Source organism: Bacillus sp. FSL R5-0820 (genome assembly GCF_038593385.1).
GTDB classification, from domain to species: Bacteria; Bacillota; Bacilli; order Bacillales; family Bacillaceae; genus Bacillus; species Bacillus altitudinis.
In genome coordinates this window covers 1,165,237-1,190,647 of the sequence record NZ_CP151991.1, presented here as the reverse complement: position 1 = coordinate 1,190,647, position 25,411 = coordinate 1,165,237, and the positions used below count along the sequence as shown (strand labels likewise).

The following is a 25,411-nucleotide window of genomic DNA, read 5'->3' as shown; positions in this document are numbered from 1 at the left end:
ATGAAACTCAAAATCCCCCTTTCCATATAAAGGGGGATTTTTGGACTTTCATGCTGTCCTTACCTTCACACATACATCACCGGCGTCGATATTTTAATAATCTTCCCGCCTCGACGATAAAACCTTGGGACTCGGCGGCTTAAGGTCGCGACAACTTCGTAATTGATCGTATTCAGCATTTCAGCAATTTCATCAACAGAAATTTCTCCGCCCTTTTGACGGCCATAAATGACGACTTCCTCGCCTTGCTTTGCTTTCATTTCCCCTAAACTGATCATCGTCATATCCATTGTGACTCGGCCAGCAATCGGCATTCTTTCTCCGCGGAAAAGCATAAACCCTCGATTGGATAAAGCACGTGAGTACCCATCTGCATAACCAATCGGTATGGTCGCAATGACTTCGTCAGGCTTTGCCACATAGGTTGCCCCATAGCTGACCGTCCTAGGTTTTGTGACCATTTCTTTTACAAAAGCAATTCTTGCCTTTAAGCTTAGTGCTGGTTCCAATTGAACAGCGTCTAAGCTTTGAATATATTGCGATGGATACAATCCATAAAGTCCGATACCAAGCCGGATCATATCGGCACTAAATTCAGGAAACGCAATCGAAGCAGCTGTATTATTCATATGTACGGTCGGCAGTTTGATCCCTTCTTCTTTCAAAAACCGAAGAAAATCAATGAAGATGCTGTGCTGAAGCAACGTAAAATCAGGATCAGGCTCATCCGCAGTGGAGAAATGCGTAAATATTCCATCCCACCTCAGGTTTTCACTCTTTTCAAGCGCCTTCACCACCGCTAACAGCTCTTCCTTTGTCCGTACACCTAATCGCCCCATCCCTGTGTCAACATTGACATGAATCCCAAGCCGGCGCTGGCTTTCTTCTTCCGCTAAGATCTCATTTGCTTGAGCAATCCAGTCTTCTCGAAGGCCGGAGAGATCGATTCTCCAGGCTGCGGCCCTTTTCACACAATCGAGCGGTGTAAATCCAAGCACAAGAATAGGTGCTTCTATTTTTGCTCTTCGCAATACAATCCCTTCTTCTAAGCTAGCAACTGCAAGTTCTGTCGCACCGCTTTCTAGTGCCTGCCGCGCTACCTCCACTGAACCGTGTCCATAAGCATTCGCCTTCACGACAGCCATGATCTTACTCTTCTTTGGAATATGCGCTTGAATGGCTTCGATATTTCTTTTAATTGCATCAAGATTAACTTCGATCCAGACTTCCCGGCAAAGTTTTTTCATAATCGTTCCTCCTTTTAACATAAGTTTCTTCTGTAATTTGTGTTCGTTTTAACATATAGTCTATCTTTATTCATTTATACAAAAAACATTCAATAAGAACCAAGACCTGTTAATTCTTGAAAAAGCCTATATAGACTTGAATACTTACATTCACACTGAAATGACATTAATGATAGGACCTTACAAAACTGAAATAATTATGATGCTCTTGATAAAGCTTGGCTTTCACAATCTAGTTCAAAATAGAGTCCCGCAAACGGTCAATGCCGTGTCACTTCTTTAGTTGTAAATGATCTTTTAAGCGGCGAATGAATGAAGATAGAATTAGGAAATGGCTAGATTTTTTTCAATATCATCCATGGGAAAAGATTAGACTTTTCCTCTTCACAATTCTCTGAGGAAATTTCTTAAAATAGGTAGATATTCAAATCGAGAAGGAGCTTTAGCAATACGAGTAATGAGCAATATTCTTACTAAAAAATAATGTTTTAAATTTTTAATAGATAGATATTAAGTCGTTTTCTTCACAGAAAATTTCAATTCATCCCGAAAGGAAAATGTTCACAATTAATTAACACTTTTTAACAGGAATATCTCGATTTAATATCGAATTAATGACTTGTAAACTAATTTAAAAGGAGTGCTTTAGAATGAAAATGAAGAAATCTATGTATTCTCTTATTGCTGTTTCTGCATTGACTTTTACTATTGGAGGGGTTGCTTCTGCTCAAGAATCCGTTCAAACTAATCATCTTTCATCTATGCCTATTACGCTAAAATCTTTATCCGCGGATGCTCCAATTAAAACAAATGCAAGAAATATCACAATTAACGTAGGATCTAGTTATCCTATTGATGACATTGCCTCATATGCTGTTGTTGTGAAAGGATCACAGTATGTCTCTGTATCCGGTAGAGATATTAAAGGGTTAAAAGATTCAGGTAGTAACCAAGTAGAAGTATGGATGTATAAATCAAATGGCGCTCTATTAGGCGCTCTTTATATAACGGTTAGAAAGTAAATTAAAAAGCCTCTATTATGGAGGCTTTTTTTTAAGCAGGATCACCAATACCTAACGTGTGAGTCACATTAGATTATTTTACAATTTTATCCTTATTCATAAACAAGCACCCAGTACTTCGCCCCAGGCTCCCCTTCCTCTACAACAGCCTTCCATCCTCTTTTTTGATAAAAAGACAAAGCTTTGTGATTTTCGGATACACATTTGAGGGTGACTGGTGTTCCCAAAACTTTTATAGCTTGCTTAAGCAGCAGATCGCCAGCCCCTTGACCAGCAGCTTCTGGATGTACAAACAAGAGATGAATAAAACGATCTGGTACATATAATGAGATGAATCCAAGGATTTTATTGCTCTCCTCAGCTAAGAAAATTTGCTCTTCCTGCGTATCTTGATCAAAATCTTGCAGTTTGATTTCTTCTGTATTGAGCCAGTGAAAGCTCTGACGTCGGGATTCTAAATAGATTTGTCTTAATTGTGGATAATCTTCTATGCTTGCTTCTCTTATGAACATCGCAACACCCCCTATGTTTTCATTTGAATGTTAATTCGCTTCTAAAATGTGTTTTGCCTGTGTTCTACCTGCCAATAACAATTGATCACTGAACTGCGAATCATTGACAGCTCGTGCAAGAGCAATTGTACCAATCATGCTGCTTACTAGTGCGTAACTGGTAGAGAGATCTATGTTTCCCGTATCAGCTATAAACGCCATAAACCGTTTCAATTCATCTGTATAGGCTTTACGTACCTCTTGCGATAATTGAGCAATCTCCCCTGCCAGTGCAGGCAATATACAGCCGATCTCCGTCTGATCACGGTGAACGGAACTTAAATAAAAGTCAATGATCGTCTGAATTCGAGGCTGATCTACTTTCTTATCTGCAACACTTTGCAGCAGCTTGATCGTATCAGTAATAGCAAAATGAAAAGTCTCTATCACCAACTGATCCTTGTTCTTAAAGTGAGCGTAAAACCCTCCATGAGTTAGACCTGCCCCTTTCATAATGTATGGCAAACTGATACTCCGGACGCCATTTGTTCGAAATGCTCGTGCAGCACTAGCGATGATCTGCTCTCTCACTTTTGACTTATGACCTTTCGGATAAGGCAACCTCTTTCCCCCTCCTTCCTTTTAACTCATCTAAGTGTATTTATTAAAATATTATATTCATCATATTATCATGTGTCAATTGACTGAAATCCATCTTTCCTCACTCAAATGGGATTGACTTCGCCAAAATATGATGACTATAATATATTATGAACATCATATTTTGAAATTGGAGGTGCAAGAAATGATTCATTTAGAAACAGTAGATACATTAGTGATTGGATCAGGCCCGGGAGGCTACGTGGCGGCGTTACGTTCAGCTCATCTCGGCATGAAGACTGCGATTGTAGAACGTGATCAGTTAGGTGGCGTATGCACCCATGTAGGCTGTATCCCCTCTAAAGCGCTAATAGCAGAAGCAGAGCGGTTCAAACTCCGCACACAATGGGGTGGTTTTCAAGAAGGCGGTTCTTTCAATGAAGCTCAAGCGTTCAAAAAAGCTGTTGTGGAAAAACAAGCTGGAGGCGTCCAATTTTTGTTAAAGTCAGCTGGAGTTACCATTTTGGAAGGCGATGCAAGCTTGTTCGATCAGCATACAGCGGTGATTCAACATGCCGAAAAAGGTGAAAAACGAATCAACTTCAAACACCTTATATTAGCAACCGGCTCTCGTCCAATTGAAATTAAATCACTCCCTTTCGGAGGTCGTATATTGTCTTCCACTGAAGCACTATCCCTTCCCGAGATCCCTAAAAGCCTTGTCGTAGTTGGGGGTGGGTATATTGGTGTTGAACTAGGGCAGATGTTTGCAAGATTTGGAACAAAAGTCACCATCTTGGAAGGTGGCAATCAAGTATTGCCAGGCTTTGAAAGTGAACTTGTCTCGCCTGTCGTTCGTCAATTGAAAGAAGATAACATCACGATTATTACAGGAGCAAACGTCACAGATGCCGAGCAGCATATAAGCGGAATTGATCTTCATTATGAGAAACAGAAAGAAAGCTACACGGTGAAAGCGGAATATGCCCTAATTACTGTCGGAAGAAAACCGAATACAGATGGAACATTAGGTCTTGATTCTATCGGGGTGTCTATTCCCCCTCACGGACGTATTGAAATTGATGAACAATGCAGAACATCCATCCCGCACATTTATGCAATTGGTGATATCACCGAGGGTCCTGCTCTGGCTCATAAAGCTTCCTATGAAGCGAAGGTGGCAGCAGAGGCAATCGCCGGGAAACCTTCGATGATCGATTATAAAGCGATCCCACTTGTTGTGTTTTCTAGCCCAGAATTGACGAGTGTTGGACTGAGCGAAACGGATTGCAAGCAACAATCCATTCCGACTGTTACTGGAAAAACAATGTTCTCTATTAATGGTCGAGCACTGGCATTAAAAGAACCAGAAGGATTTGTGAAGATTGTGGCCCATGCTGAATCTGGCCTTATTTTAGGAGCACAGATCGTAGGTGCAGAGGCATCTACTCTTATATCAGAACTTTCTCTCTCTATTGAAATTGGTGCTACAGTAGAAGATTTAGCCATGACGATTCATCCTCACCCAACATTAGGTGAAATGATCATGGAGGCTGCAGAAATGGCCACTCGTAAAGTTGAAAAAAATCTGGCACGATAATTCATTCAGGTGCATCTTTTAAAAATTGAGTAAAATAATCGCCATAGCCTACTTAGGAATAGGCTATGGCGATTTCAATTGAGTCATGATATAAAAGCAGCGGTATATTGATCTTTAATTGGATACCTCATCACGTTTTTTCCCTAACTTCATCGATAACTGCACGCCAATCATCAGCATCACGATGGCGAGCATTGCGACAATAGCAGCTTGAAAATGTCCGCTGATATCGAAAATCAAACCGATTAAAAATGGACCAAATCCTCCCATGATGTACCCGCCCATCTGTGACATCGCTGACCATGTACCGGCTTCTTCTGGTGTACGCGTTTCAATAATAGGCAGCATAAGCGCTAAAGGAAATAATCCACCTGCTCCAATCCCCAGAAAAATAACAGCTGGCAGGATCGGCATTGGCAATAGAAGGAATATGAGTCCAATCAGCTCTGACAAACTGCATAAAATCAGAAATAATTTCGGCTTTCCTAGACGATTGACGATGTTTGGAACGAGTAATGCCACCGGAATCTGAATGAGCGTAAATATCGTAAGCAGCATGGCGGCATACTGCGGACTATTCCCAAAATCAAGCGCAATGGGTGAAATCCACGCTGTTAACGAATAGAACATGCTAGACATAAAGCCAAAGAACAAGGTGAATTGAATGGCTTTTTTGTTTCGCAGCGGTAATCTCAGCGGCACATCTGCATGATCCGCTTGTTGATTTTGACGAGCTAGACCGAGCCACAAAATCAGTGCAATAACGCCTAAAACCGCCCAGCAAGATAACGCAAGTGGAAGGTTATGCTCACTGCGAAGGTAAATCGGAATGGTCAAGCCCGAAGCAAGTGCAGCTCCAACTGTCATCGATATAGAGTACACACTGACAATCCCAGGACTTTTCGGGAAATACTTTTTAATAAAACTAGACAACAATGGTCCGGCAAAACTTATTCCAACTCCTCCTGCAAAAGCTGTCACGAGAAGGATCGTAACCGTTTGACTTGTACCACGCAGTCCAGTCGCAATTGTGATAAGAAAAATCGAGAAAAAAAGAGTTCTCTCTAATCCAAACCGGCGGCTTAGTTTCGTTGCTACAGGGGCAAACACTCCCATGCACAAGACCGGCAAAGTGGTTAAAAGACTTGCCGTGAGTGCACTAACGCCAAGGTCTGATTGAATCATGCTCATCATAGAAGCCACGGATGTAATGATTGGGCGCAAGTTTAAGGCAGCTAAAAATAAAGCAGCTAAATAAAATATTTTTTTTATCAATACTCTTCTTCCTCTCTCATCTTGTTGAGGTTACTATGAGTATAAATCCGCTTCATTCATTGATCAATACAATAATTCGTATTATGATGATAGGAAAATACTATCATTAATGAAAGGATGGCATATGGATACTCGTCACATTACCTATTTTATGGCTGTATTCGATCATTTACATTTCACAAAGGCTGCAGAGCAACTAGGTATATCACAGCCTACATTAAGCCAACAGATTCAGCTGCTTGAGGCTGAAGTTGGGATGCCGCTCTTTGACCGAATCGGTAAAAAAGTAGTTGCAACTGAAGCTGGTACGCTTCTTTATCAATATGGCATGAAAATGCTTCAGGCTGAACGAGATGCAAAAAATGCCATGAAAGAACTGTTATCTGAACAGCGGGGTACCGTTCGGCTTGCCGTCCTTCCCTCTGATCTTGACTTTCAGCTTGTTCCGCTTTTTGTAGAATTTAAAACGCTGTATCCAGAGATCAACCTAAAGGCTTTTTCGACCATCTTTGTTCGTGACGAGGTGCTCTCACATAAAGTCGATATCGGAATTGGGCTGCGCGGGCCTGCGGATAAACGACTGATTCAAATTCCACTTGGCGATGAGCCCTACGAATTGTTTGTTCACTCAGACAGTGAACTGGCAAAAAGGCGTGAAGTGACGCTAAAAGAGCTGACAAAGCATGCACTGGTCATGTATCCAAAAGGCTACCTAGGAAGAGATTTGGTCGATGACGTATGTAAAGAACACGGTTTTGAATTGGACACGGTCATGGATGTTGGGTCTGCCACTTCACTATTGCAGTTGGTTGAAGCCGGGATCGGCGCCACCATCCAGCCAAGAGGGCTGTTAAAGCAACATTCAGCATGGCCTAATATTGTCTCTATCCCTATTTCTGCCCCTGCTCCTGTTCGGCATCTTGAATTAACGTATTATGCCGATCGATTTGTGACCAAAGCGCAAAAACAGCTATCTGAATGGCTAATAGACTTTTTCAAATCAAGAACAAATTAAAAAGTGAGGGTAAAACATGAAGAATGCAAACAGCATATTTACAAGAACAAGCCGGATTGTGATTCGCCAGTTTGATCAGCAGGATATTGAAGCATTTTATCAATACCGATCAAACCCCTCTATTGCCACATTTCAATCTTGGGAAAACTACACGCACGAAGACGCTGAATTATTTGTTCAACACCAAATGACGCAACAACCTAATCAACCAGGGACGTGGTTTCAATACGCGATTGCCTTATCTGAATCCAATCAGTTGATAGGAGATTGCGCCATTCATACACTCGGCAGCGAGCCTAGAATCGTTGAAATAGGATTTACACTCGCGCCTGAATTTCAAGGAAAGGGCTATATTCATGAAGCCTTGAATTCAATGATCGAATATATTTTCACTACACTGAACAAGCATAAAATCATTGCCTTTACAGATGTACGAAACGAAAAATCTATTCGAGTGCTGGAACGTTTAGACATGAGACGCGAAGGACATTTGCTACAAAATTATATGTCAAAAGGACATTGGGTCGATGAGTATCAATATGCGATTCTTCAATCCGAGTGGGCCGCGAAGCGTCATTAATCATTTATTTCCTATTCAAAATCCCTAAATAAGCGCTCCACGGTCCTACATCGGTTCGATATCGTTCCGCCATGATCCGAACAATTTGGGAGATATGGGTGAAATCATGGACAACCCACGCAGAAAGTAATTCGCTCACTTGCACGACGCCGAATTCTGGATGGACGCCCTTTTTCTCTAGATCAAGACTTGAATGTGTCATACGCTGAATGTATGCCACATTCTCCATCCGCACATGATGAAACTCCGCTAGTGCTTGTTCTATCTGTCTTTCAGTTTGATTCAAATGGGAGTAGCGGTCAAATGCAGGAAATGGGGCATTCTCTCCATCAGCAAGAATGACATTTAATCGAGGAATCCAGTTGAATTTCTCTGCTTCAATCAAATGTTCAATGACTTCAACGGGATTCCACGTTCCCTCCCCTTCACGACTGTGAAGCCAATCCTTCGATAAACCTGACAAAAGACTTTCTAATGTACGAGGAGTTCGACTCAACATATCTATAGCTTCATCCAAATTGAAATTCATATGGTTGCTCCTTTAGCAATTTTTCTTTATTCTAATGTTTTTTGATTAGATTGCAACTCATACCTCAAAACAGATAAAGAAGAAAATAAAAGGCGCTTTTGATCAACCTTCTATATACAAATAGAACTTTTCTATAACACTCACCATCCTTTCTTTTTTTATAATAGAAAAAAATGAAATGTGGTGATATTGATGTCTACAACGATTGGGATTATGGGCGGTATGGGCCCTTTAGCGACGATTGATCTGATGAAAAAAATCATCTCTCATACACCAGCTATTAAAGATCAGGATCATCTCCATGTGATTGCTGATAATGATCCGCAAATCCCTGATAGAACCAATGCCATATTTGGGAAAGGCGAAGATCCTACAGAATATATGATTGCATCAACCAAAAGATTAGAACGCGCAGGAGCGGACTTTATTCTGATTGCATGCAATACCGCTCACTTCTTTTTAGAAAACGTACAACAATCCACTCATATCCCTATCATGAATATGCCATTAGAAACCGCGAAGCACCTGAACAAACATCACTATACGTCTGTGGGCTTACTATGTACTGATGGCACATTAAAAACCCAGCTCTATCAAAAGGCTTGTGCCCATCACAAGATTGATGTCATGACTCCTAGTGAAAATCTTCAGAAAAACGTGATGAATGGGATTTATGCCGTGAAAGCAGGGAAATTGAGTAAAGGCGAAAGTGAACTGGCGTTAGCTGCAGAAATTTTAATCAATCAAGGAGCAGAAGCCATCATTGCCGGCTGTACAGAAATTCCTTTAGTTCTAAGGTCAACCAAAGCTGTGAAAGTGATTGACCCTACTGTCATTTTGGCGAAAGAAGCTGTAAAATTAGTGTATGAGCTTGAGAAGCTAAACATTTAAAGAACGTCATATAAGGGGATAACATGAATATTGAGAATATAGAAGCGTTTATTTATGTATGCCAGCTAGGCAGTATCAATAAAGCTGCAGAAGCACTGTATTTAACCCAGCCTTCTGTATCGGCACGTATTCAATCGTTAGAAAAAGAATTAGACCTGAAATTATTTGATAGACAGAGAAATAAACTATCTCTGACGGAAAAAGGTGAACAGTTTTACCCGCATGCCAAAAAGATTCTCCATTCGTATCAAGAAGCAAAGCATAGTCTCAAACAAACGGTGATCCCTTATGAATTGACGATTGGATGCGCATCCTCTATTTCCAATAATCTATTGCCTAACATATTGCCCGCCCTAAAAGAAAAATACGAAAACCTGAAAGTGAAAATTGTAACAGGACATTCAAAGGATGTTGTCCAAAAAGTGATTAACAACCAAGTAGACTTTGGCATTGTCAGGACTGAAACACATCCTCAAATTGAATCAATCCCGATTTTCAGCGATCCAATCGGGCTGTTCGTCCCAACTCATCACCCTCTTGCCAGCCATGACAACATCAATATGAATGAACTAGAAGAACAACCTTTTATTTTCTTTGACTATGGGTCATTTGATTGGTTGATGCTCCACCGATTATTTCAAAAAAACAACATCACACCGAACATTTCCATTGAGGTTGATCATATGGAAACTGCAAAAAATTTAGTGCTACAAGGAATGGGACTATCGTTTCTTCCTCATCATTGTGTTAGAAATGAAGTAGAACAAGGAACACTAAAACAAATTTCAATCGATCCATCCATTCATTTCAACATCAATATCGAGTTCATTTATAAAAAAGGAAAATCCAAATCCGTTTTCATTGATCAACTCAAACAGTTTTTTCATGAATTAGATTAAAAAAAGCCCTTTTTAGGGGCTTTTTTGGATTTGTTCTGATAGATTAGCTTTCGTTTGCCAACATGTATGCTGCCGTTTCATACATATCTTTCAATCCTGATCTCTGTGCGTACTCGGCCACAGTGATCGCACTTGTCGTCAGAAGTTCTATTATATGTTCATCCATTCCTGACCAAGTTCTCCCGCCTGCTTTTTCATACGCATGGATAAGTTTCGTTAATCCTTCTTTCCCAAAGAGAAGTTGATGCGACAAAAAGTCTGCAGATACATCACCAATCCCCACTTCAGACCAATCAATCACACCGGTAACACATTGATTTTCATCAATCAGAATGTGACCAGGATGCAAATCTCCATGCTTCACTCCCACAAAAGGCGGCCATAAAGAATCTTTAGCTAGCCATTCTTGCCAGCGCTCCCATAAACCGCTGTTAATGGTGTATTGCGATTTGACACGTTCCATTCGCTGTTTCATTGATCCTCTTAATTCATGAGCACTGAGCATCTCCACACCGATCGTTTTAAAAGGCTGTTGATCTAAGGAATGTACATTCGCTAAAACTCTTCCATAATAAGCTTGCGGTACATTCGTTTGGTCAAAACTCCACTCATAAGATTGCTGTTCCACATCAATACTAGCCGCCGGTACCCCCTCTAATTGTTTATAAGCAATCAGACTTTTTGTAAAGATAGACCACTTAGGAACCTGAAAGTGAACCTGATTACTAATGTAATCTAATGTCTTTTTTTCTTGTAAGGTATGTTTCATTGATTCAGGTCTGCGAGGCATTCTTAATATCCATTGATCACCATGTAAATCTTCGACGTGAGCGACACGGAAATCCACACCTGATTCATTTATTTTGATGGTATTCTCTAAAATCTCTAATCCGTGATGTTTGACTAACTGCTTTAATTCCAGTCTATTCATATCCATTCCTCCAATTGCTCATTTAGTCATGATCAATAGGCATCAAGAATATCATCACAAAACCCACAAACAGGCTACTTTATGTGGTCAGAGTAAACAAAGCTAGACATATGCCTTTCTTTGCATCATAAAAAACATACAAAAAAAGACAGATCGATTAGCTGCCTCTTTTCTAGTGAAATTGCATACTTTCCCGCTGAAGATCATTAAAAATGTGCAGACTACCCCGTTTACTCCGTTTTGATGAAAACAGAGCCTTTGAACATATGAAATTACTGATTGTTCAAAGTTTGCTGGCGTAATCTTCCTGCATGCATCATCTTTAACCATCCTCCTCTTTGTCATATAAAGTTACTATACGTTATTTAAATATGACTTTCAATAAGATGACAAAAAGAAGGATTTAAAATCATCAAACACCCTTTAAATTACATAAAATGAAATAATTTTATTTTTCCACGGTATGATATGGTTATTGATTCTTCTATCTAATATAATTTATTAAACTCAAAAACCCGATGTACTATGAATTTTGAGTGTATGAGAGGCAATGAGAACAAATCAAAAGTAGCTAAGTCAATTAAAAGGAGAATGGATATGACTCATTTAGAATTCGCATTCGGCTTGCTTCCAGTAAGTCTGATCATCGCTTCATTTATCGTCACATTGATTATACAAAAGGTTTATTTCATGCCAGTTGTGAGCTTTATCATTTTGCTCATCCTGACATTTACACTTTTTAATGTTTCTTTTATAGGCTGGGCAGTTGTTTACACTTTAGGCTCATTCATTGCTTCATATATAGCATTATTCATCATGAAAATTTTAAATAAAAAGAGATCATAAACTACATTCAAAAAGCCCTGAAAAGGGCTTTTCTTCTTTCACTATCGTTTTTTCACTGGATGAATGTCTTCTCCCAAAAAGACGGTATTAGGATCTCCACTATTTTCCAGAAATTCAGCAATTTCTTGCAGCTCTTTATTGATACGGTCATTCCTTGGCATATCTGGGTTTAACAGAAGGTTGGAGTGAATAGCAGTAGCTGTTTCATACAAGACATGTTGATCTTTTATCTGTTGAATGCACTGTTTCATGCGCAAGAAAAACCATGCGATCTCTTCAATGTCTTCCATCGGATAATGTGCCATTTTTAAGAGATTCTGCTGACAAAGGTCTCCTCTCTCAAAAATGAGTTCAAGCTCTTCTTTACTGATATATAAATCCGAAGCTTCCTCCTCAATCTCTATTACTTCAACCATGGCATCGTCAGCTGTATATAACCGCTCAACAAATTCATCGAAACTATCTGCCAGCTTAAAATCTACTTCCATCTCTAAATCGAAATAGTGAATAGGAGGATGTTCCTTCGTTTCTCGATAATCCATAGCGATCCATGTATCTTCTTCCCCGCTGATGAAAATAAGTCCCTCGGGCAGCTCCAATTTATCACTTAACTGAGCGCTATTCATAATTCCATCATCTTTGGCGATTCCTCTTAGATGGTCGAATTGAACATGATCCTCTGCCCATGAATTCAGCCATTCGGTTGGAAAAGCACTACGAACTGTAAAACCACCATTCCATTCTAAAATGAGTTTTTTGTATGTATCAGGTAAAGTGACACCAAGTGTTCCCTCTGCTTCACGAATTTGTTCCTCATCTATCTTTTCTAACGTAAAAGGACTCTCTTCATCTTTCTCCCAGAATGTTTTCAAAGTGGATGCCTCCTCGTATCTATCTGAGATAAGTATAACATTGACCAACTGTTCATTTACTCATTCTACTTCATAAAAAAAAAACAGACTCTTAAAGTCTGTTTTAATCTTGTCTATACATTTTCAGAAGTTGTATTTCGATCAATCATAATCGTGTTTCGATTTGATTTTTGTTCCTCCATTGTTGTATTCCGAATTGATTTCGTTTCAATGATTTTTAAAGTTTCTGCTGTTGAAACACTTAACAATACAATGGATAAAATGATTAGTAATTTTTTAATAATCATACAGACACTCTCCTTTTTGAATATCATTTTGAGCTTTAAGAGCCTTTCTGTAATATTCGGCAGCTTTTTCAAAGTCCCCTTTTTTTTCATAAAATAACCCGAAACTTTGAGCAAATGCTTCCACATAGACATGTAGTTTCTTTTCTTCAAAAATATCAAACACTTCTTTCAAAGCCTGTTCAACAGTATCCATATAAATAGCTTTTAATGCTTTAAATAACAAGACACTTAGCGAATCATTTACCTTTGAGGAATATATAAGTCCATCTTCAACGAGCAGATCCGCTTCATCAGTTTGATTAGACTTGTACAGCGACCAACACAAACTAAATAGAGTGATTGGCTTTATGTCACTTTTTTCCGAAGAAATGACATCTAACACTTCTTTATAATGCTTTATTGCCTCTGTATACTTTGATTGCCTATCATATGTATTACCAATATTTAATAATGTTTTTGCTACTAAACGTTGATCGTTTGCGCCCACAGCAATTGAATAAGCAGTCTTTAAATGTTGCAACGATTTTTCATATCTCATGAAATCATCATAATTTCCTGCAATGACAATTAGACTTTGAATTTGGCGAACTTTATACTGCTCATGTTCTTTATAAATATCTAGCGCCTTTATGATGTGATGCATAGAAACATGAGTTTGTTTCATAATATAGTAGGCTTCAGCCACCTTGAAGTGAAACTCCGCTTGCTCAATATCATCGACAACCAATGCAAGCTGCCTTTCAGCGATCTTATAATATTGGATAGCCTGTATGTATTCTTTCTTACTAAACTCGTACATTCCTCTAAAAAAGGCATTGTAATATTGCAACATACCGGAAAGTTGATGATTAGAATTCTCAATTTTATCAACCAATTCAGAAACAGATGGCGATCGTTTTTCTGAAGGTTTAATATAATCGAGCATAAGCTGATGGCGAAAACACATCAATTGATAATAAATGAGCAGATCTTGATCCTCTTCCATTCGTTCAATTTCTCGTTCGACCTCAGCTTTCAAAATCTCTGCATCAGGTACACTGAATTGCCGAATCATTTTATACCATTCATTTATTTTCACACCTACATGTGAAGAAAGAACTTTCTCCATCCCTTATTCCCCTTCCACGAAAATCCCTTATATGACATTTATTATCACATGCAGTAATTTACAAAGCACCGAAAAGAAACCGCAAAAAGAACAATTGTTACATCAATAAACCTTTGGCACATGTCTTTATCATCACAAAACAAAAAGGCAGACTCATTTCAGTCTGCCTTCATCTTCTAGATTTCCATGAGAACACCTTTTGTCTTCAGGTAATTTGCATTGAATCATTTAACCACTCTTCACAATGTTCTATAAGCCATCTCAAATATTCAACATATTGACCGACATGATAGCCATCACAAACAGCATGATGTACTTGAATCGCAACGGGCAGAATGATTTTTCCTTCTTCCACCTTAAACTTGCCTATCGTAAATATTGGCAGTAAATAAGTTATATCTGTAGATACATTAAGGTTAAAAGAAGTAAAATCAATCCACGGCAGGCTTGAAATATTGAACATGTTTTCTGGCATATGAGGTTTCGGAAATAGGTTGCTGCTTTTGCTGTAAGTTTCCATGTCCGCTACACAGCTTTTATAAAACCGAGCAAAGTTTTCATCATAAGGCGTCCAAATACTTGAAAATGTCTTTGTTTCTTTATTTAAAATCGTATAACTAGGATAGAGAATATCCCAGTAACCAAGTTCATCGTTCACTTGATCCATCCGAAATTCCGGTAATTTTTGCACAGCTCTTGCTAACAAATATATTTGCACAGGATATACTTTCAGATTTCTTTCTTTCAATATTGCATGCAATGTCGTAATGTCTAGATTGATCACCAGGCTAAATGAGCATTGGGTTGCCGTCATATAATGATGAAAGTGGTCTTTTCTCGGATAATTTCCATCTATTTTTTTAAACATTTTTTATCTCCTCCTGAATGTGATTTCATGTATTCAGGAGGAGACTTTATCTGTTTTCACCACCACAATCATCCTTTCAACAGATCGGTTATGTTTCTATCCACTACGGTCTGTGAGTGATCACATTTTCATTCAAAAGCTACCATAAGCTTAGCCTACAACAAAAACTTCAGCAACTCTTCGTAAGTAATTTTCCCTAACGTGAAGGGTTCTAGTGCCATATATATTTCTCCACTGTCAATATAGAATTTGTCATTTTGAGCGCTATCCTCTATTCACTTCTACCCTTACTGCTGCAGAAGCTTTTTCATTGATTTATCGTACCCAGCCAAATCATCAATTTGATAATAACCGACGGTTAACAATAGGCATGAAAAAGTGAAGAATGATGCCTCCGAAACAAATAGTTAATATGGTTCCAACACCGATAGGTCCTTTGCATATAAAAGCTAATATTAAGAAAAATGCATATAATATTGTTCTCGAAAATGCGATGGTTCTTTTTGAAATATCTCGAAGAATGAGTGTTAAATGATCAATTGGTGTTGATGCGAACTTTGTTTGAAGATATACGGCTGTTCCAAGACCAATGAATATCAAACCAGCTCCAAAGCAAGTCAGTTTGCTAAACCACGTGCTTGTATCAATGACATATTTGATGAGGAGTAACCACAGATCAATACCGATTCCAGTCACGAACGCTGTAATCAAACCTAAAAAAACAGGTTTTTTTCTCACTAATATAGAATTGCAAATTAAGATGATGATAGAAATCAAGACCTCCCAGCTCCCTACGGTAAGACCAAATTCTTTGGAAAGGCCAACTAAAAGGGCATCAAATGGGGAAGCACCTAGTCCTGATTGTATTGTTAATGAAATTCCTAAACTTAATACGAGTACACCTAAACCGTAATAAACATACTTTTTTTTATTAGACATGATCTCTACTTAAAGATAATTCTTTTATCATTAAAACGTGCGGAATCCCGTCTTCCATAAATTCATCTGAAGCAGTTTGAAAACCAAGTTTTTTATAAAAACCTTCTGCTTGTGTTTGTCCATGCAGCTTTATCTTTGTAATTCCTTTTTCTTGCATGATTTTTTCCAGTTCTCTGATAATCACTTTGCCTAAACCGTACTTACGATAAGGTTTTAGGATGCAAATTCGTTCCAATTTACCTGTACCATCCACAATACGCACCCGACCTGTGCCGACAGGTTCATTCTCATGGCATACCAAGACATGCTGACATTGTTCCTGAAGAGTGTCAAATTGATCAAATTCTTCAGACTCAGGTACTTGCTGTTCATCAATAAAGACCGACTTTCTAATATTAAGAGCAACTTGTAAGTCATTTTCAGTTGTTATTTTTTTTATATGCATTGTTTATCAATCCTTTTCTGATATTAGTCTGAACCAGGTGAAGCATTTATATGGTCTTATACTAGTAAGAATAAAATATTTTTATTGCAATTACAACAAAAATGCAGGTTTTTTTAAGACAGTGGGCATTTTGCAAGAGAAAGAAATTGAGAAAGCTGGTTTTAGTAGTGAATGTCGAGGCGGAATTAATGCGGACTATTGCGCCACTTATCAGTTTGGTATCTCTTGGCGTTACACTTCTCACTTTTGGTGCCTTTGTTTTTTTGTGATTAACCATTTGAAGAAAGTTCCCAGAAAAAAGCCCCTAGCCATAAAAGTCAGGGGTTTTACATTGTTTATTTTTCAATACCTGTTCAATAGTTTCTTTCGTTTTAAGCACATAAATTCCATTAGCCACAGGTCCAAGCTGAAATCGTTTGACCGCATCTGCTGTCTTTGGATCACAGTAGCCATTTACCCCATTGAATTTTGCTAATTATGGCACTTTCATGTTGCAATGAAAATGTTTCTGCGTTAGTATGTATTATTACTTTTGAAAGGATGTGAGAACATGAAGGATTTTGTGACTTTCCTTCTTCTTACCTTATTTGTCGTTGCTTCTCCTGGAGTTGATTTTGCGTTAATTACGAAAAGAACCATCGGAACAGGAAAATCTGATGGAATGAAGATGGCATTAGGTCTTACATCTGGCGCTCTCATTCATACACTTGCCGCAGCATTTGGACTTTCTATAATTTTAATGAAGTCTGCCTTAGCGTTTGAAATCATCAAATATTTAGGTGCTATTTATCTTATATATCTAGGTGTATCTTCTTTCATTAACAAGAAAAAGAAAGACAATACATCTTTACAAGAAGTTGAAGTGCCAAAACAATCTGCCTTTAAACAAGGTTTAATTTCAAATACTTTAAACCCAAAGGTTGCTATATTCTTTTTAACGTTTTTACCTCAATTCGTTACACCACAGTTCAATACTAGTCTTCAATTTGTCATTATGGGCTCTATTTATGCTCTATTATCTATATTGTGGTTTACGACGATTGTATTTCTGCTTGGCTACATCAGGAAATTCCTATTATCAACAAAAGTGCAAATGACAATTGACAGAATAACAGGACTAGTTTTAGTAGGTTTTGGTGTGAAACTATTATTTACAAATCCAAAACATTAAATTTTGACTACTAGTAGCGTTACACCATTTAAAACATAAAAAAACCTTGCTAGGCAAGGGTTTCAACGATGATTCCAACTGGGCTCGAACCAGCGACCTCTATCCTGTCAAGGTGAATGACCTCATCCGAAGCAAACAGACCTTCCCTGAAAAAGACTGATTTAATAAGGTTCTATGATGAGCCTTTCTGATAAAAAATGTGCATTTCTGAACAAAACTGAAAGGGTTGGTCCCCAATCCGTCCCAATAAAAAAACAGACCCTCAAGGTCTGTTTTAGTTTTGCCTATTAGTTTTCAAATATTGAGTTTGGATCGATCATCGTCGTGTTTCGATCAGTTTTTTGAGGAAATACAGTGGTATTTCGATCAGTTGATTCTTTTGAGTAATTAAAAGACCCCAGACAAGCAGCACCTACCAATAAAGCGGCGCTAATCAATATCTTTATTTTAATACTCATATAAACACTCCCCTTTTTGGATTTCGGTTTGAGCTTCTATGGCGGTTCTATAATAATCTGCTACCCTCTCCGAATCATTCCTTTTCTCATAGAGATTTGCAAGGCTTAAAGCAAACTCTTCAATATAAGGATACAACTTCTTTTCTTCTAATCCTTTAAACATTTTTCGTACATTTTCAATACCTTCATCGACATAAATTGTCTTTAATGAATTGAGCAATGTTTTATAAAACAGATTGTTTTCTGCTGTTGCACTTTTTATTCCTTTAGAGATATAATCAAGTGCTTCTCTTGTGTTATCACTTTTAAACAAGGTCCAACTTAAACTAAAAAATAATCTTGGTTTTATATCTTCATTGTTTTCACTCATCTTATCTAGTCCTTTTTTATAGAAGGACGCAGCTTTAATATAATCCTGTTGCCTGTCATACGTATTTCCAAGATTCAAATAAGTTTTAGCAATTAATCTTTGATCATTTATTTCTTCAGCAAGCTTTAGTGCTTTATGTAAGTGGGGGAGCGACTTCTCATATCGTTTAAAATCATCATAATTTCCTGCGATCACAAATAGACTTTGAATTTTTCTCACCTTATAAAGATCATAACGATCATAAATCTCTAGGGCTTTTATAATATGGTGCATAGAAACATGGGTTTGTTTCATGATGTAATATGCTTCTGCTACTTTAAAATGGAATTCTGCTTGTTCAATTTCATCTACAACAAGCGCCAGCTGCCTCTCAGCAATCTTATAATATTGAATGGCCTGTACATACTCTTTCTGACTGAATTCATGCATACCTCTAAAAAAGGCATTATAGTATTGCAACATTCCAGACAGTTGATGGTTAGCATTCTCTATTTTATCGACTAGAGCGGAAATAGATTGATCGAATGAAGGTTTTATATAATCAAGCATAAGTTGATGTCGAAAACACATTAATTGATAATAGATAAGAAGATCCTGATCTTCTTCCATCCTATCTAATTCCCATTCAACTTCCGCTTTCAAAATCTCTGCATCCGGCACACTAAATTGCCGAATCATTTTATACCATTCATTTATTTTCACACCAACATGTGAAGAAAGAACTTTCTCCATCCCCTTACTCCCCTTCCGCAAGATTCCCTTATATTACATTTATTATGACATACAGAAATTTACAAGGCACCGAAAAGAAACCGCAAAAAGAACCATTGTACATCAATAAACCTTTGGCACATGTCTTTATCATCACAAAACAAAAAGGCAGACTCATTTCAGTCTGCCTTCATCTTCTAGATTTCCATGAGAACACTTTTTGTCTTCAGGTAATTTGCATACCACTCTTCACAATGTTCAATAAGCCACCTCATATATTCCACATATTGACCGACATGATAGCCATCACAAACAGCATGATGGACTTGAATCGCAACTGGCAAGATGATTTTTTCTTCTTTCATCTTAAATTGACCTAACGTAAATATTGGTAGTAAATAAGTTATATCTGTAGATACATTAAGGTTAAAAGAAGTAAAATCAATCCACGGCAGACTTGAAATATTGAACATGTTTTCTGGCATATGAGGTTTCGGAAATAGGTTGTTACTTTTGCTGTAAGTGTCCATGTCCGCTACACAGCTTTTATAAAACCGAGCAAAGTTTTCGTCATAAGGCGTCCAAATACTTGAAAACGTCTTTGTTTCTTTATTTAAAATTGTATAACTAGGATGGAGAATCTCCCAGTAACCAAGTGCATCGTCCACTTGATCCATCCGAAATTCCGGTATATTTTGCACAGCTCTTGCTAACAAATAAATTTGCACAGGATATACTTTTAGCCTTTTTTCTTTTAATATTGCATACAATTTTGTGATGTCTAGATCGATCACCAGACTATATGAGCATCGGGTTACCGTCATATAATGATGAAAGTGCTCTTTTCTCGGATAATTTTCATCTATTTGTTTAAACATTTTTTATCTCCTCCTGAATGTAATTGCTTGTATTCAGGAGGAAGCTTTATCTGTTTTTACCACCACAATCATCCTTTCAACCGGTAGGTTATGTTTCTGTCTACCACTACTCTAAGTTATAACGTTTTCATTCAATGGCTACCATAAGCTTAGCCTACGATAAAGCCTTCACCAATTCTTCTTAAGTGATCTTGACTAACGTGAACTTTTCTAGTGCTCTATATCTTTCTCAGCTTACAAAGAAGATATAAAAACCCTGTAATTATTAACGATATACTGTATTCACTTCTATCTTTTTTTTAGAAGCTGTTTATCCTCCTCTTCTTCTTTAATATTCCCCTCTGGTATTTCTTCGTTTTTAAGAGCAAAAAAGATATTCCTTTTTTTATTCTACGAATGATTTAAATTCTTTGTTAGTCATGTCTTTTCGTAATTAATATGTATATTGTACCATTCTATCCTATAACAAATAACCTATTTACTTCATTTATTTACAAATGATAACATTATTTAGAAAAGGAAGAATATTTCTAACAACTAAAACAATTATTGAATTATTAATTACGTTGAAAGCTTAATCTATAAAATATTCCAAAGTAGGAGCTTATTATGGGAAAATCAAGTACTTCCAAAGGTTTAATATTATCAATGGTTGCAGGAATTTCTGTTTTTATACTCTCACCTTTTGCAGAAGCAAATGCATCTAAAGCTTTTGAGAAAGAACAGTTCTATTCTTATTCATTTGTAAAATCTTCTTTTGATCAAACAAAAGAGCCTACAATAGATGAGATAACACAGTATTGGAATTTAAATGAAGTAGAAACAGAAAAGTTCAAAAAAGCAATTAAAGGAGCTCAATCAAAAACAAATGGAGAAGCTATTACACACGGTAAATTCACATGGGCTATAAAAGCAATAAAAGAAGCTTATGACCAATTACCTACAAAACTGAAAGTAATGATAGGCGGTGTTACAGGGTTAGAAACAATTCTAATAACTATTGAGCATTATACAGGCACTCTTGAACATGGTATTTATTTAGGTGCTCTTAAAGTTACTGGAAGTGAAAATGCAGCATGGTGGGTTGCTAAAACCATAATGTTGTTCGTTTTTTAAAATGTACTAAAACACACCTAGATGCTGAAACAAAAAGGAGGTTCTGGTTAATGACACAGGAAAATAAAGCATCCAAAAGTTTGTTAATTACTTTACCCATCGCTATTATAGCTGTTATCTTGATTTTAGGGAAAATTGATACACCTGTAACAAATATTTTATTTTATGTAGTAGCTTTCGGTGTAATGGGTTTAACTGTTTCAAGCTTAGTAAAAGACTACAAAAAAAAGAAAGATTGATGACTTGTCCGTAGGTGCTGGTTACAAAAATATGGTTTCATGATCTTAAACAAACTATGAAACTAATCTATTGTTAAGTGGCTCACCTATCGTATCTTAAATTGACCACACTGAAAAATGCAGTGTGGTTTTTAATTTTACTAATGTTTTCTTTTGCTTTAGAAATACAAAAGCCTCTCGACTATCTCAAGAATGGCTCTGTATCAACATCTTTTCATATGATTCCGACTGGGTTCGAACTAGCGATCTCTCCCCGTCAAGTTGAATGACCTTATCCGAAGCTACCAGATGTTCTCTTAAAAATTTAATAAGATTCTATGCTAAGCCTTTCTAATAAAAAATATGCACTTCTGAAGAAAACTGAAAGTTGCAAAACAAAAAATTGAACAACCAATTTTAAAGGAAGAATTTAATTGTTTTTCTAAACTAATCTCTCCCATCTTAGGGAATGAAATATAAATTCTTTATGATATAATTCAATATCAGTTTAAAAAAGCCTTTGTTGAACTTTAACAAACGATCCGGATTACGTCACAAGAAGCTTTTATAAAACGTATTTTTAGGAGGTTAACATTAGTGAACAGTTCCCCCCATGAATTGAAACTTACCATTCCAACAGTATGTGACAATGCTCCCAGGAAGCAAATAGTCATTGATTTTACAGTAGCTATATTAACACGGGAGAATGAAGTGATTAATGAATATGCGGGTGAATCTATTATATGGTATCAGTTAAAGGATAATGCAAAGCTTGAAGGACGAAATGCCTTAATCTCCACTTTGTACAAAGAGGACAGAGAAATCGTTAGCGCCCTTGAAATTTACCAAGTAATCACACACGGAAAATTTGCTTCAATAAATGGTGTAATGTTATTAGCGAATGGTTTAAAAATTGATTTCTGTGATGTCTATATTTTTAGTAGTGCTGCAAAGTCTGGAAAGATAAAGGAAATCAAATCATATAGGATTTAGACGTTCCTGGTCCATTTATATAGGTGACTCTAACCATCCCCATAAAAAAAACAGACCCTGCATGGTCTGTTTTCATTTTGCCTATACGTTTTGAGATGTGTTTCTAATACCTTTTGATCAGCAGCCGTAGCTTCTTCAAATCGACCTTGTTTCCCATACTCATCTGCATATACTATATAGCATGCTTCAGCATAAGCGAAACGCTGTTTCTGCTCTAAATACTGAAAGACCTCGGACAACTACTTCTCATTTATATGAATAAAATAAATCGGTTTATACCATTTTAACAAGTAAAAATATCTCATCCTTATTTTAATATTGGATTACGTTAAACTTGTGAAAAAAACATGTTCATGTATAATACAATTAATGTATTATACATGAATTGTAGGAGAGTGACCTTTTTGAAAAGAGAAGATGCCTTAAAACTAAGATCAGATATTAAGAAAATGATTATAATAACTGGGGTTTTTGAATCTCAAAATTTGCCCAATGGACCATTTGAAAAACCTCTACCAACCTCTCAAATGATGGCGTTAGAGGAAATAGAGATGGAAAAATTAACTGTTTGGCAACTATCCAATAAACTTAGATTAGAGACTTCAACTGTAAGTAGATTGGTAGATAAGTTAGTAAAAAAGGGACTTGTTTATCGTGAAGTAAATGAAAAAAACAGAAGAGAACTTTTTCTGCACCTCACAGAAAAAGGTCACATTACTGTTAATCGCTTAAGAGAACAATCCCTTACATTTTATCAACGTATCCTCAATAATTTATCAGAATCAGAACAAAAAATAGTTGTGGATGGTTTTGAATTATTTATTGATTCTATTTCTAAGTCTTTTGATTAGAGTGAGGTAAATCATACCCTTTGGAGGATAAAATGAGTTTGGATTTTGAACGTCCTATGATTGAACTAAAAGAGAAATTTGATGAATTAAAGAAAATGATGAAAGAACATAATGTAGATTTATCAACAGAAATTCAAGAATTAGAAAAACGTTTAAATAAAATGCAAGATGAAATTTATTCTAATCTTACACCTTTTCAACGAGTTCAAATTGCAAGGCTACGTAACCGGCCCACGACATTGGATTATATACCTTTATTGTTTACAAACTTTTTCGAACTTCATGGTGATCGATTATATGGTGATGATCAAGCAATGATAGGTGGTATTGCAAAATTTAAAGGGATGCCCGTTACGGTTATTGGTCATCAAAGAGGGAGAAGTACAAAGGAAAATATAGAAAGAAATTTTGGAATGTCACATCCAGAAGGATATAGAAAAGCGCTAAGACTGATGAAACAAGCTGATAAATTTAATCGCCCTATTATTACATTTATTGATACAATTGGCGCCTATCCAGGGAAAGGGTCTGAAGAACGTGGAATTTCTGAAGCAATAGCTCGAAATCTATTGGAAATGGCAACACTTAAAGTGCCAATTGTTTGTATTGTAATTGGAGAGGCATCAAGTGGTGGAGCTCTTGGCATTAGTGTCGGTAACCATATCCATATGTTAGAGTATTCATGGTACTCGGTCATTTCACCAGAAGGAGCAGCATCTATCCTATGGAAGGATGCTAAGTATGCTCCAGAAGCTGCTAAACACATGAAAATTTCAGCAAAAGATTTAAAGCATTTAGGAATTATTGATGAAATCATTCCTGAAATGAAAGGTGGAGCACAAAATGATATCAAATCACAGGCAAAATTGATTGAATCTGCAATCGAATCATCTCTTAAAAAATTGATACGATTATCCTCGGAAGAGCTTATACAACAGCGATATGAAAAGTATAGACAAATAGAGAATTATAAATGAAAATACTTAAAACCGTATTACATTTCTGTGGATTCTTACTAAAAAGTTCTAAATATTTTGTAAGTAACCTCTTAAACTGGATATGCTGTTACTATTAAAAGTGTGTGATCTGTATGGAAAAGGGATTTTTTGATTCTAAAAATACTGAGAAACAATTTAATGGATAAAGTTCGTTCCCAATTCGTCCCCAATCAAAAGAAACAGAACAAACATTTGTTACCGACAATCAAAAAACCCTTGCTAGGCAAGGGTTTCAACGATGATTCCGACTGGGCTCGAACTAGCGATCTCTACCCTGTCAAGGTAGATATGGAGAATCCTGTAATTATCACCGATATCCTCTATTCACTTATAAACCTTGATACATAAGCTTTCCTTATCCTTCTGTATCCTCTGGTGTTCCTTCGTATTTTTTAAGAACCGAAAAAAATGTTACCTTTTTTGTTACCTTTTTATACACCTGTTTTAAGCTTTATCACCATTAATATATTTCACCAACATAGCTGCTGCGTACATAAAGAATGCAGCGATTAAACCATTCACCATACTTCCAAAAACTACAATCAAAATCTGTCCTGCGTAATCTGTCCATGTCTTATCTGGAAATACAGCAATGTTCCATATACTCACCAGCATATAGAATCCAGTCACAACGATAAACGTCCAAACAACTAACTTTGATTTGAGCATTTATTGACAATCCCCCAGTATCCATTTTCTTCTATGATAACATGGGTTCTTTTCAAATTCTCAATCAGTACAAAGATTATTTCATCTAGATTGATGATTAATCCATTCCAACAAAAATTTCTTCGTCTGCGCTGCTGGATAATACCACTTGTTCCCTATCTTCCTTTTAGGAAAGTTCTCATCAAAGAAAAACTCTTTTTGCATTGTGTTCATACACATGCTCGTTTGACGTTCAAGTTCTTTCGTATTCCAAAATAGCAACTCATTGTCTAATTTTTTTAAATGTTTTTCTTACTCCTCTAAATAAATCTTTCTAACTTCTTCTTTGTCAATTTTAACCTCAATCACTGTCTTCTTTCCTTTCGATTTCAAATAATTCATCAAAAAGTATACGACAGAGATATTGAGGTTTCTATAGCCGTGATTAGCTTGGATTAAATTACAGTAACTTGGTTACATTTATCAAAAATTAATACTCTTCAGCTACTTGCTTGTATGAATTTATCTCTACTGTAATGATGTTTTCTTGTTAT

At 36.9% G+C, this 25,411-nt stretch carries 28 protein-coding genes and 1 pseudogene; 13 read left to right on the top strand and 16 right to left on the bottom strand.

Going from position 1 to position 25,411, the window contains the following annotated elements; genetic code table 11:
• Nucleotides 1-65 precede the first annotated feature (65 nt).
• Nucleotides 66-1,247 carry an alanine racemase gene (gene alr / locus NST15_RS06045; RefSeq protein WP_048003017.1) on the bottom strand — a complete coding sequence of 394 codons (1,182 nt, stop codon included), beginning with the start codon at nt 1,245-1,247 and terminating at the stop codon, nt 66-68.
• 650 nt (nt 1,248-1,897) lie between these two features.
• Between alr and NST15_RS06040 the strand changes: the two genes are divergently transcribed.
• Nucleotides 1,898-2,269, top strand: coding sequence for a hypothetical protein (locus tag NST15_RS06040; protein ID WP_008348328.1), 372 nt, complete (start codon nt 1,898-1,900; stop codon nt 2,267-2,269).
• Nucleotides 2,270-2,361: 92 nt separating this feature from the next.
• Here NST15_RS06040 and NST15_RS06035 read toward each other — a convergent pair whose 3' ends face one another.
• A complete protein-coding gene (locus tag NST15_RS06035; protein ID WP_342498941.1) occupies nt 2,362-2,781 on the bottom strand; it encodes a GNAT family N-acetyltransferase in 420 nt (139 codons plus the stop codon).
• 30 nt (nt 2,782-2,811) lie between these two features.
• Nucleotides 2,812-3,381, bottom strand: coding sequence for a TetR/AcrR family transcriptional regulator (locus NST15_RS06030; protein WP_076821842.1), 570 nt, complete (start codon nt 3,379-3,381; stop codon nt 2,812-2,814).
• A gap of 184 nt (nt 3,382-3,565) precedes the next feature.
• Here NST15_RS06030 and lpdA point away from each other — a divergent pair, with 184 nt between their 5' ends.
• Nucleotides 3,566-4,960 (top strand): dihydrolipoyl dehydrogenase, encoded by a 1,395-nt coding sequence (lpdA, locus tag NST15_RS06025; protein WP_342498940.1) that lies wholly within the window; start codon nt 3,566-3,568, stop codon nt 4,958-4,960.
• 114 nt (nt 4,961-5,074) lie between these two features.
• Here the strand turns inward: lpdA and NST15_RS06020 are convergent, their stop codons facing one another.
• Nucleotides 5,075-6,232 carry an MFS transporter gene (locus tag NST15_RS06020; RefSeq protein WP_035701038.1) on the bottom strand — a complete coding sequence of 386 codons (1,158 nt, stop codon included), beginning with the start codon at nt 6,230-6,232 and terminating at the stop codon, nt 5,075-5,077.
• Nucleotides 6,233-6,344: 112 nt separating this feature from the next.
• Here NST15_RS06020 and NST15_RS06015 point away from each other — a divergent pair, with 112 nt between their 5' ends.
• On the top strand, nt 6,345-7,250 hold the full coding sequence (locus NST15_RS06015; protein WP_019743043.1) for a LysR family transcriptional regulator: 906 nt from the start codon (nt 6,345-6,347) through the stop codon (nt 7,248-7,250).
• Nucleotides 7,251-7,266: 16 nt separating this feature from the next.
• Nucleotides 7,267-7,830, top strand: coding sequence for a GNAT family protein (locus NST15_RS06010; RefSeq protein WP_342493440.1), 564 nt, complete (start codon nt 7,267-7,269; stop codon nt 7,828-7,830).
• A gap of 4 nt (nt 7,831-7,834) precedes the next feature.
• On the opposite strand, the gene NST15_RS06005 is transcribed toward NST15_RS06010, so the two are convergent.
• Nucleotides 7,835-8,359: a DinB family protein gene (locus NST15_RS06005; RefSeq protein ID WP_342494639.1), complete on the bottom strand. Its 525-nt coding sequence runs from the start codon at nt 8,357-8,359 to the stop codon at nt 7,835-7,837.
• 192 nt (nt 8,360-8,551) lie between these two features.
• On the opposite strand from NST15_RS06005, the gene NST15_RS06000 reads away from it, so the two are divergent.
• Both NST15_RS06000 and NST15_RS05995 read left to right on the top strand, forming a co-directional pair.
• Nucleotides 8,552-9,250, top strand: a complete 699-nt coding sequence (locus NST15_RS06000) for an amino acid racemase (protein ID WP_342494638.1) — start codon at nt 8,552-8,554, stop codon at nt 9,248-9,250.
• Nucleotides 9,251-9,273: 23 nt separating this feature from the next.
• A complete protein-coding gene (locus NST15_RS05995) occupies nt 9,274-10,149 on the top strand; it encodes a LysR family transcriptional regulator (RefSeq protein WP_342494637.1) in 876 nt (291 codons plus the stop codon).
• A 43-nt stretch (nt 10,150-10,192) separates the two neighbouring features.
• On the opposite strand, the gene NST15_RS05990 is transcribed toward NST15_RS05995, so the two are convergent.
• Entirely contained in the window at nt 10,193-11,080 is an 888-nt protein-coding gene (locus tag NST15_RS05990; RefSeq protein ID WP_342498939.1) for a macrolide 2'-phosphotransferase, read from the bottom strand.
• Nucleotides 11,081-11,677: 597 nt separating this feature from the next.
• Here NST15_RS05990 and NST15_RS05985 point away from each other — a divergent pair.
• On the top strand, nt 11,678-11,926 hold the full coding sequence (locus NST15_RS05985; RefSeq protein WP_017367047.1) for a DUF2651 family protein: 249 nt from the start codon (nt 11,678-11,680) through the stop codon (nt 11,924-11,926).
• A 41-nt stretch (nt 11,927-11,967) separates the two neighbouring features.
• Here the strand turns inward: NST15_RS05985 and NST15_RS05980 are convergent, their stop codons facing one another.
• From NST15_RS05980 to NST15_RS05955, 6 genes are all read right to left on the bottom strand, one after another.
• Nucleotides 11,968-12,798: an SMI1/KNR4 family protein gene (locus tag NST15_RS05980; protein WP_342498938.1), complete on the bottom strand. Its 831-nt coding sequence runs from the start codon at nt 12,796-12,798 to the stop codon at nt 11,968-11,970.
• A gap of 113 nt (nt 12,799-12,911) precedes the next feature.
• Nucleotides 12,912-13,085 (bottom strand): RapH phosphatase inhibitor, encoded by a 174-nt coding sequence (locus NST15_RS05975; protein ID WP_148780218.1) that lies wholly within the window; start codon nt 13,083-13,085, stop codon nt 12,912-12,914.
• Nucleotides 13,075-14,193, bottom strand: coding sequence for a tetratricopeptide repeat protein (locus NST15_RS05970; protein WP_342498937.1), 1,119 nt, complete (start codon nt 14,191-14,193; stop codon nt 13,075-13,077). Before NST15_RS05970 ends, NST15_RS05975 begins: the two co-directional genes overlap by 11 nt.
• 205 nt (nt 14,194-14,398) lie before the next feature.
• A complete protein-coding gene (gene catA, locus NST15_RS05965; RefSeq protein WP_342498936.1) occupies nt 14,399-15,061 on the bottom strand; it encodes a type A chloramphenicol O-acetyltransferase in 663 nt (220 codons plus the stop codon).
• 336 nt (nt 15,062-15,397) lie between these two features.
• Complete coding sequence (locus NST15_RS05960) at nt 15,398-16,000, bottom strand: YitT family protein (protein WP_342498935.1); 603 nt, start codon at nt 15,998-16,000, stop codon at nt 15,398-15,400.
• Complete coding sequence (locus tag NST15_RS05955; RefSeq protein WP_281215419.1) at nt 15,993-16,445, bottom strand: GNAT family N-acetyltransferase; 453 nt, start codon at nt 16,443-16,445, stop codon at nt 15,993-15,995. The genes NST15_RS05960 and NST15_RS05955 overlap by 8 nt, the downstream gene beginning before the upstream one ends.
• A gap of 550 nt (nt 16,446-16,995) precedes the next feature.
• Here NST15_RS05955 and NST15_RS05950 point away from each other — a divergent pair.
• A complete protein-coding gene (locus NST15_RS05950; protein WP_144678910.1) occupies nt 16,996-17,616 on the top strand; it encodes a LysE family translocator in 621 nt (206 codons plus the stop codon).
• A 447-nt stretch (nt 17,617-18,063) separates the two neighbouring features.
• Here the strand turns inward: NST15_RS05950 and NST15_RS05945 are convergent, their stop codons facing one another.
• Nucleotides 18,064-19,176 (bottom strand): Rap family tetratricopeptide repeat protein, encoded by a 1,113-nt coding sequence (locus NST15_RS05945; RefSeq protein WP_017367037.1) that lies wholly within the window; start codon nt 19,174-19,176, stop codon nt 18,064-18,066.
• A gap of 176 nt (nt 19,177-19,352) precedes the next feature.
• Nucleotides 19,353-20,033 (bottom strand): type A chloramphenicol O-acetyltransferase, encoded by a 681-nt coding sequence (gene catA / locus NST15_RS05940; protein WP_342498934.1) that lies wholly within the window; start codon nt 20,031-20,033, stop codon nt 19,353-19,355.
• Between the two features lie 609 nt (nt 20,034-20,642).
• Here catA (NST15_RS05940) and NST15_RS05935 point away from each other — a divergent pair.
• The 5 genes from NST15_RS05935 to NST15_RS05915 all read left to right on the top strand — a co-directional run bounded on the left by NST15_RS05935 (nt 20,643) and on the right by NST15_RS05915 (nt 24,188).
• Nucleotides 20,643-21,149 (top strand): hypothetical protein, encoded by a 507-nt coding sequence (locus NST15_RS05935; RefSeq protein ID WP_268450780.1) that lies wholly within the window; start codon nt 20,643-20,645, stop codon nt 21,147-21,149.
• 50 nt (nt 21,150-21,199) lie between these two features.
• The gene (locus NST15_RS05930; RefSeq protein ID WP_065460192.1) at nt 21,200-21,388 is read left to right on the top strand and encodes a hypothetical protein; all 189 of its coding nucleotides are present in this window, start codon (nt 21,200-21,202) and stop codon (nt 21,386-21,388) included.
• 576 nt (nt 21,389-21,964) lie between these two features.
• Nucleotides 21,965-22,360: a hypothetical protein gene (locus NST15_RS05925; protein ID WP_065460190.1), complete on the top strand. Its 396-nt coding sequence runs from the start codon at nt 21,965-21,967 to the stop codon at nt 22,358-22,360.
• Between the two features lie 404 nt (nt 22,361-22,764).
• Entirely contained in the window at nt 22,765-23,211 is a 447-nt protein-coding gene (locus NST15_RS05920; protein ID WP_008348375.1) for a MarR family transcriptional regulator, read from the top strand.
• A gap of 32 nt (nt 23,212-23,243) precedes the next feature.
• Nucleotides 23,244-24,188, top strand: coding sequence for an acetyl-CoA carboxylase carboxyltransferase subunit alpha (locus tag NST15_RS05915; RefSeq protein WP_048003226.1), 945 nt, complete (start codon nt 23,244-23,246; stop codon nt 24,186-24,188).
• Between the two features lie 465 nt (nt 24,189-24,653).
• Here NST15_RS05915 and NST15_RS05910 read toward each other — a convergent pair whose 3' ends face one another.
• Both NST15_RS05910 and NST15_RS05905 read right to left on the bottom strand, forming a co-directional pair.
• Nucleotides 24,654-24,878, bottom strand: a complete 225-nt coding sequence (locus NST15_RS05910; protein WP_017359644.1) for a hypothetical protein — start codon at nt 24,876-24,878, stop codon at nt 24,654-24,656.
• Nucleotides 24,879-24,959: 81 nt separating this feature from the next.
• Nucleotides 24,960-25,226: pseudogene (locus tag NST15_RS05905) on the bottom strand (group-specific protein).
• Nucleotides 25,227-25,411 lie beyond the last annotated feature (185 nt).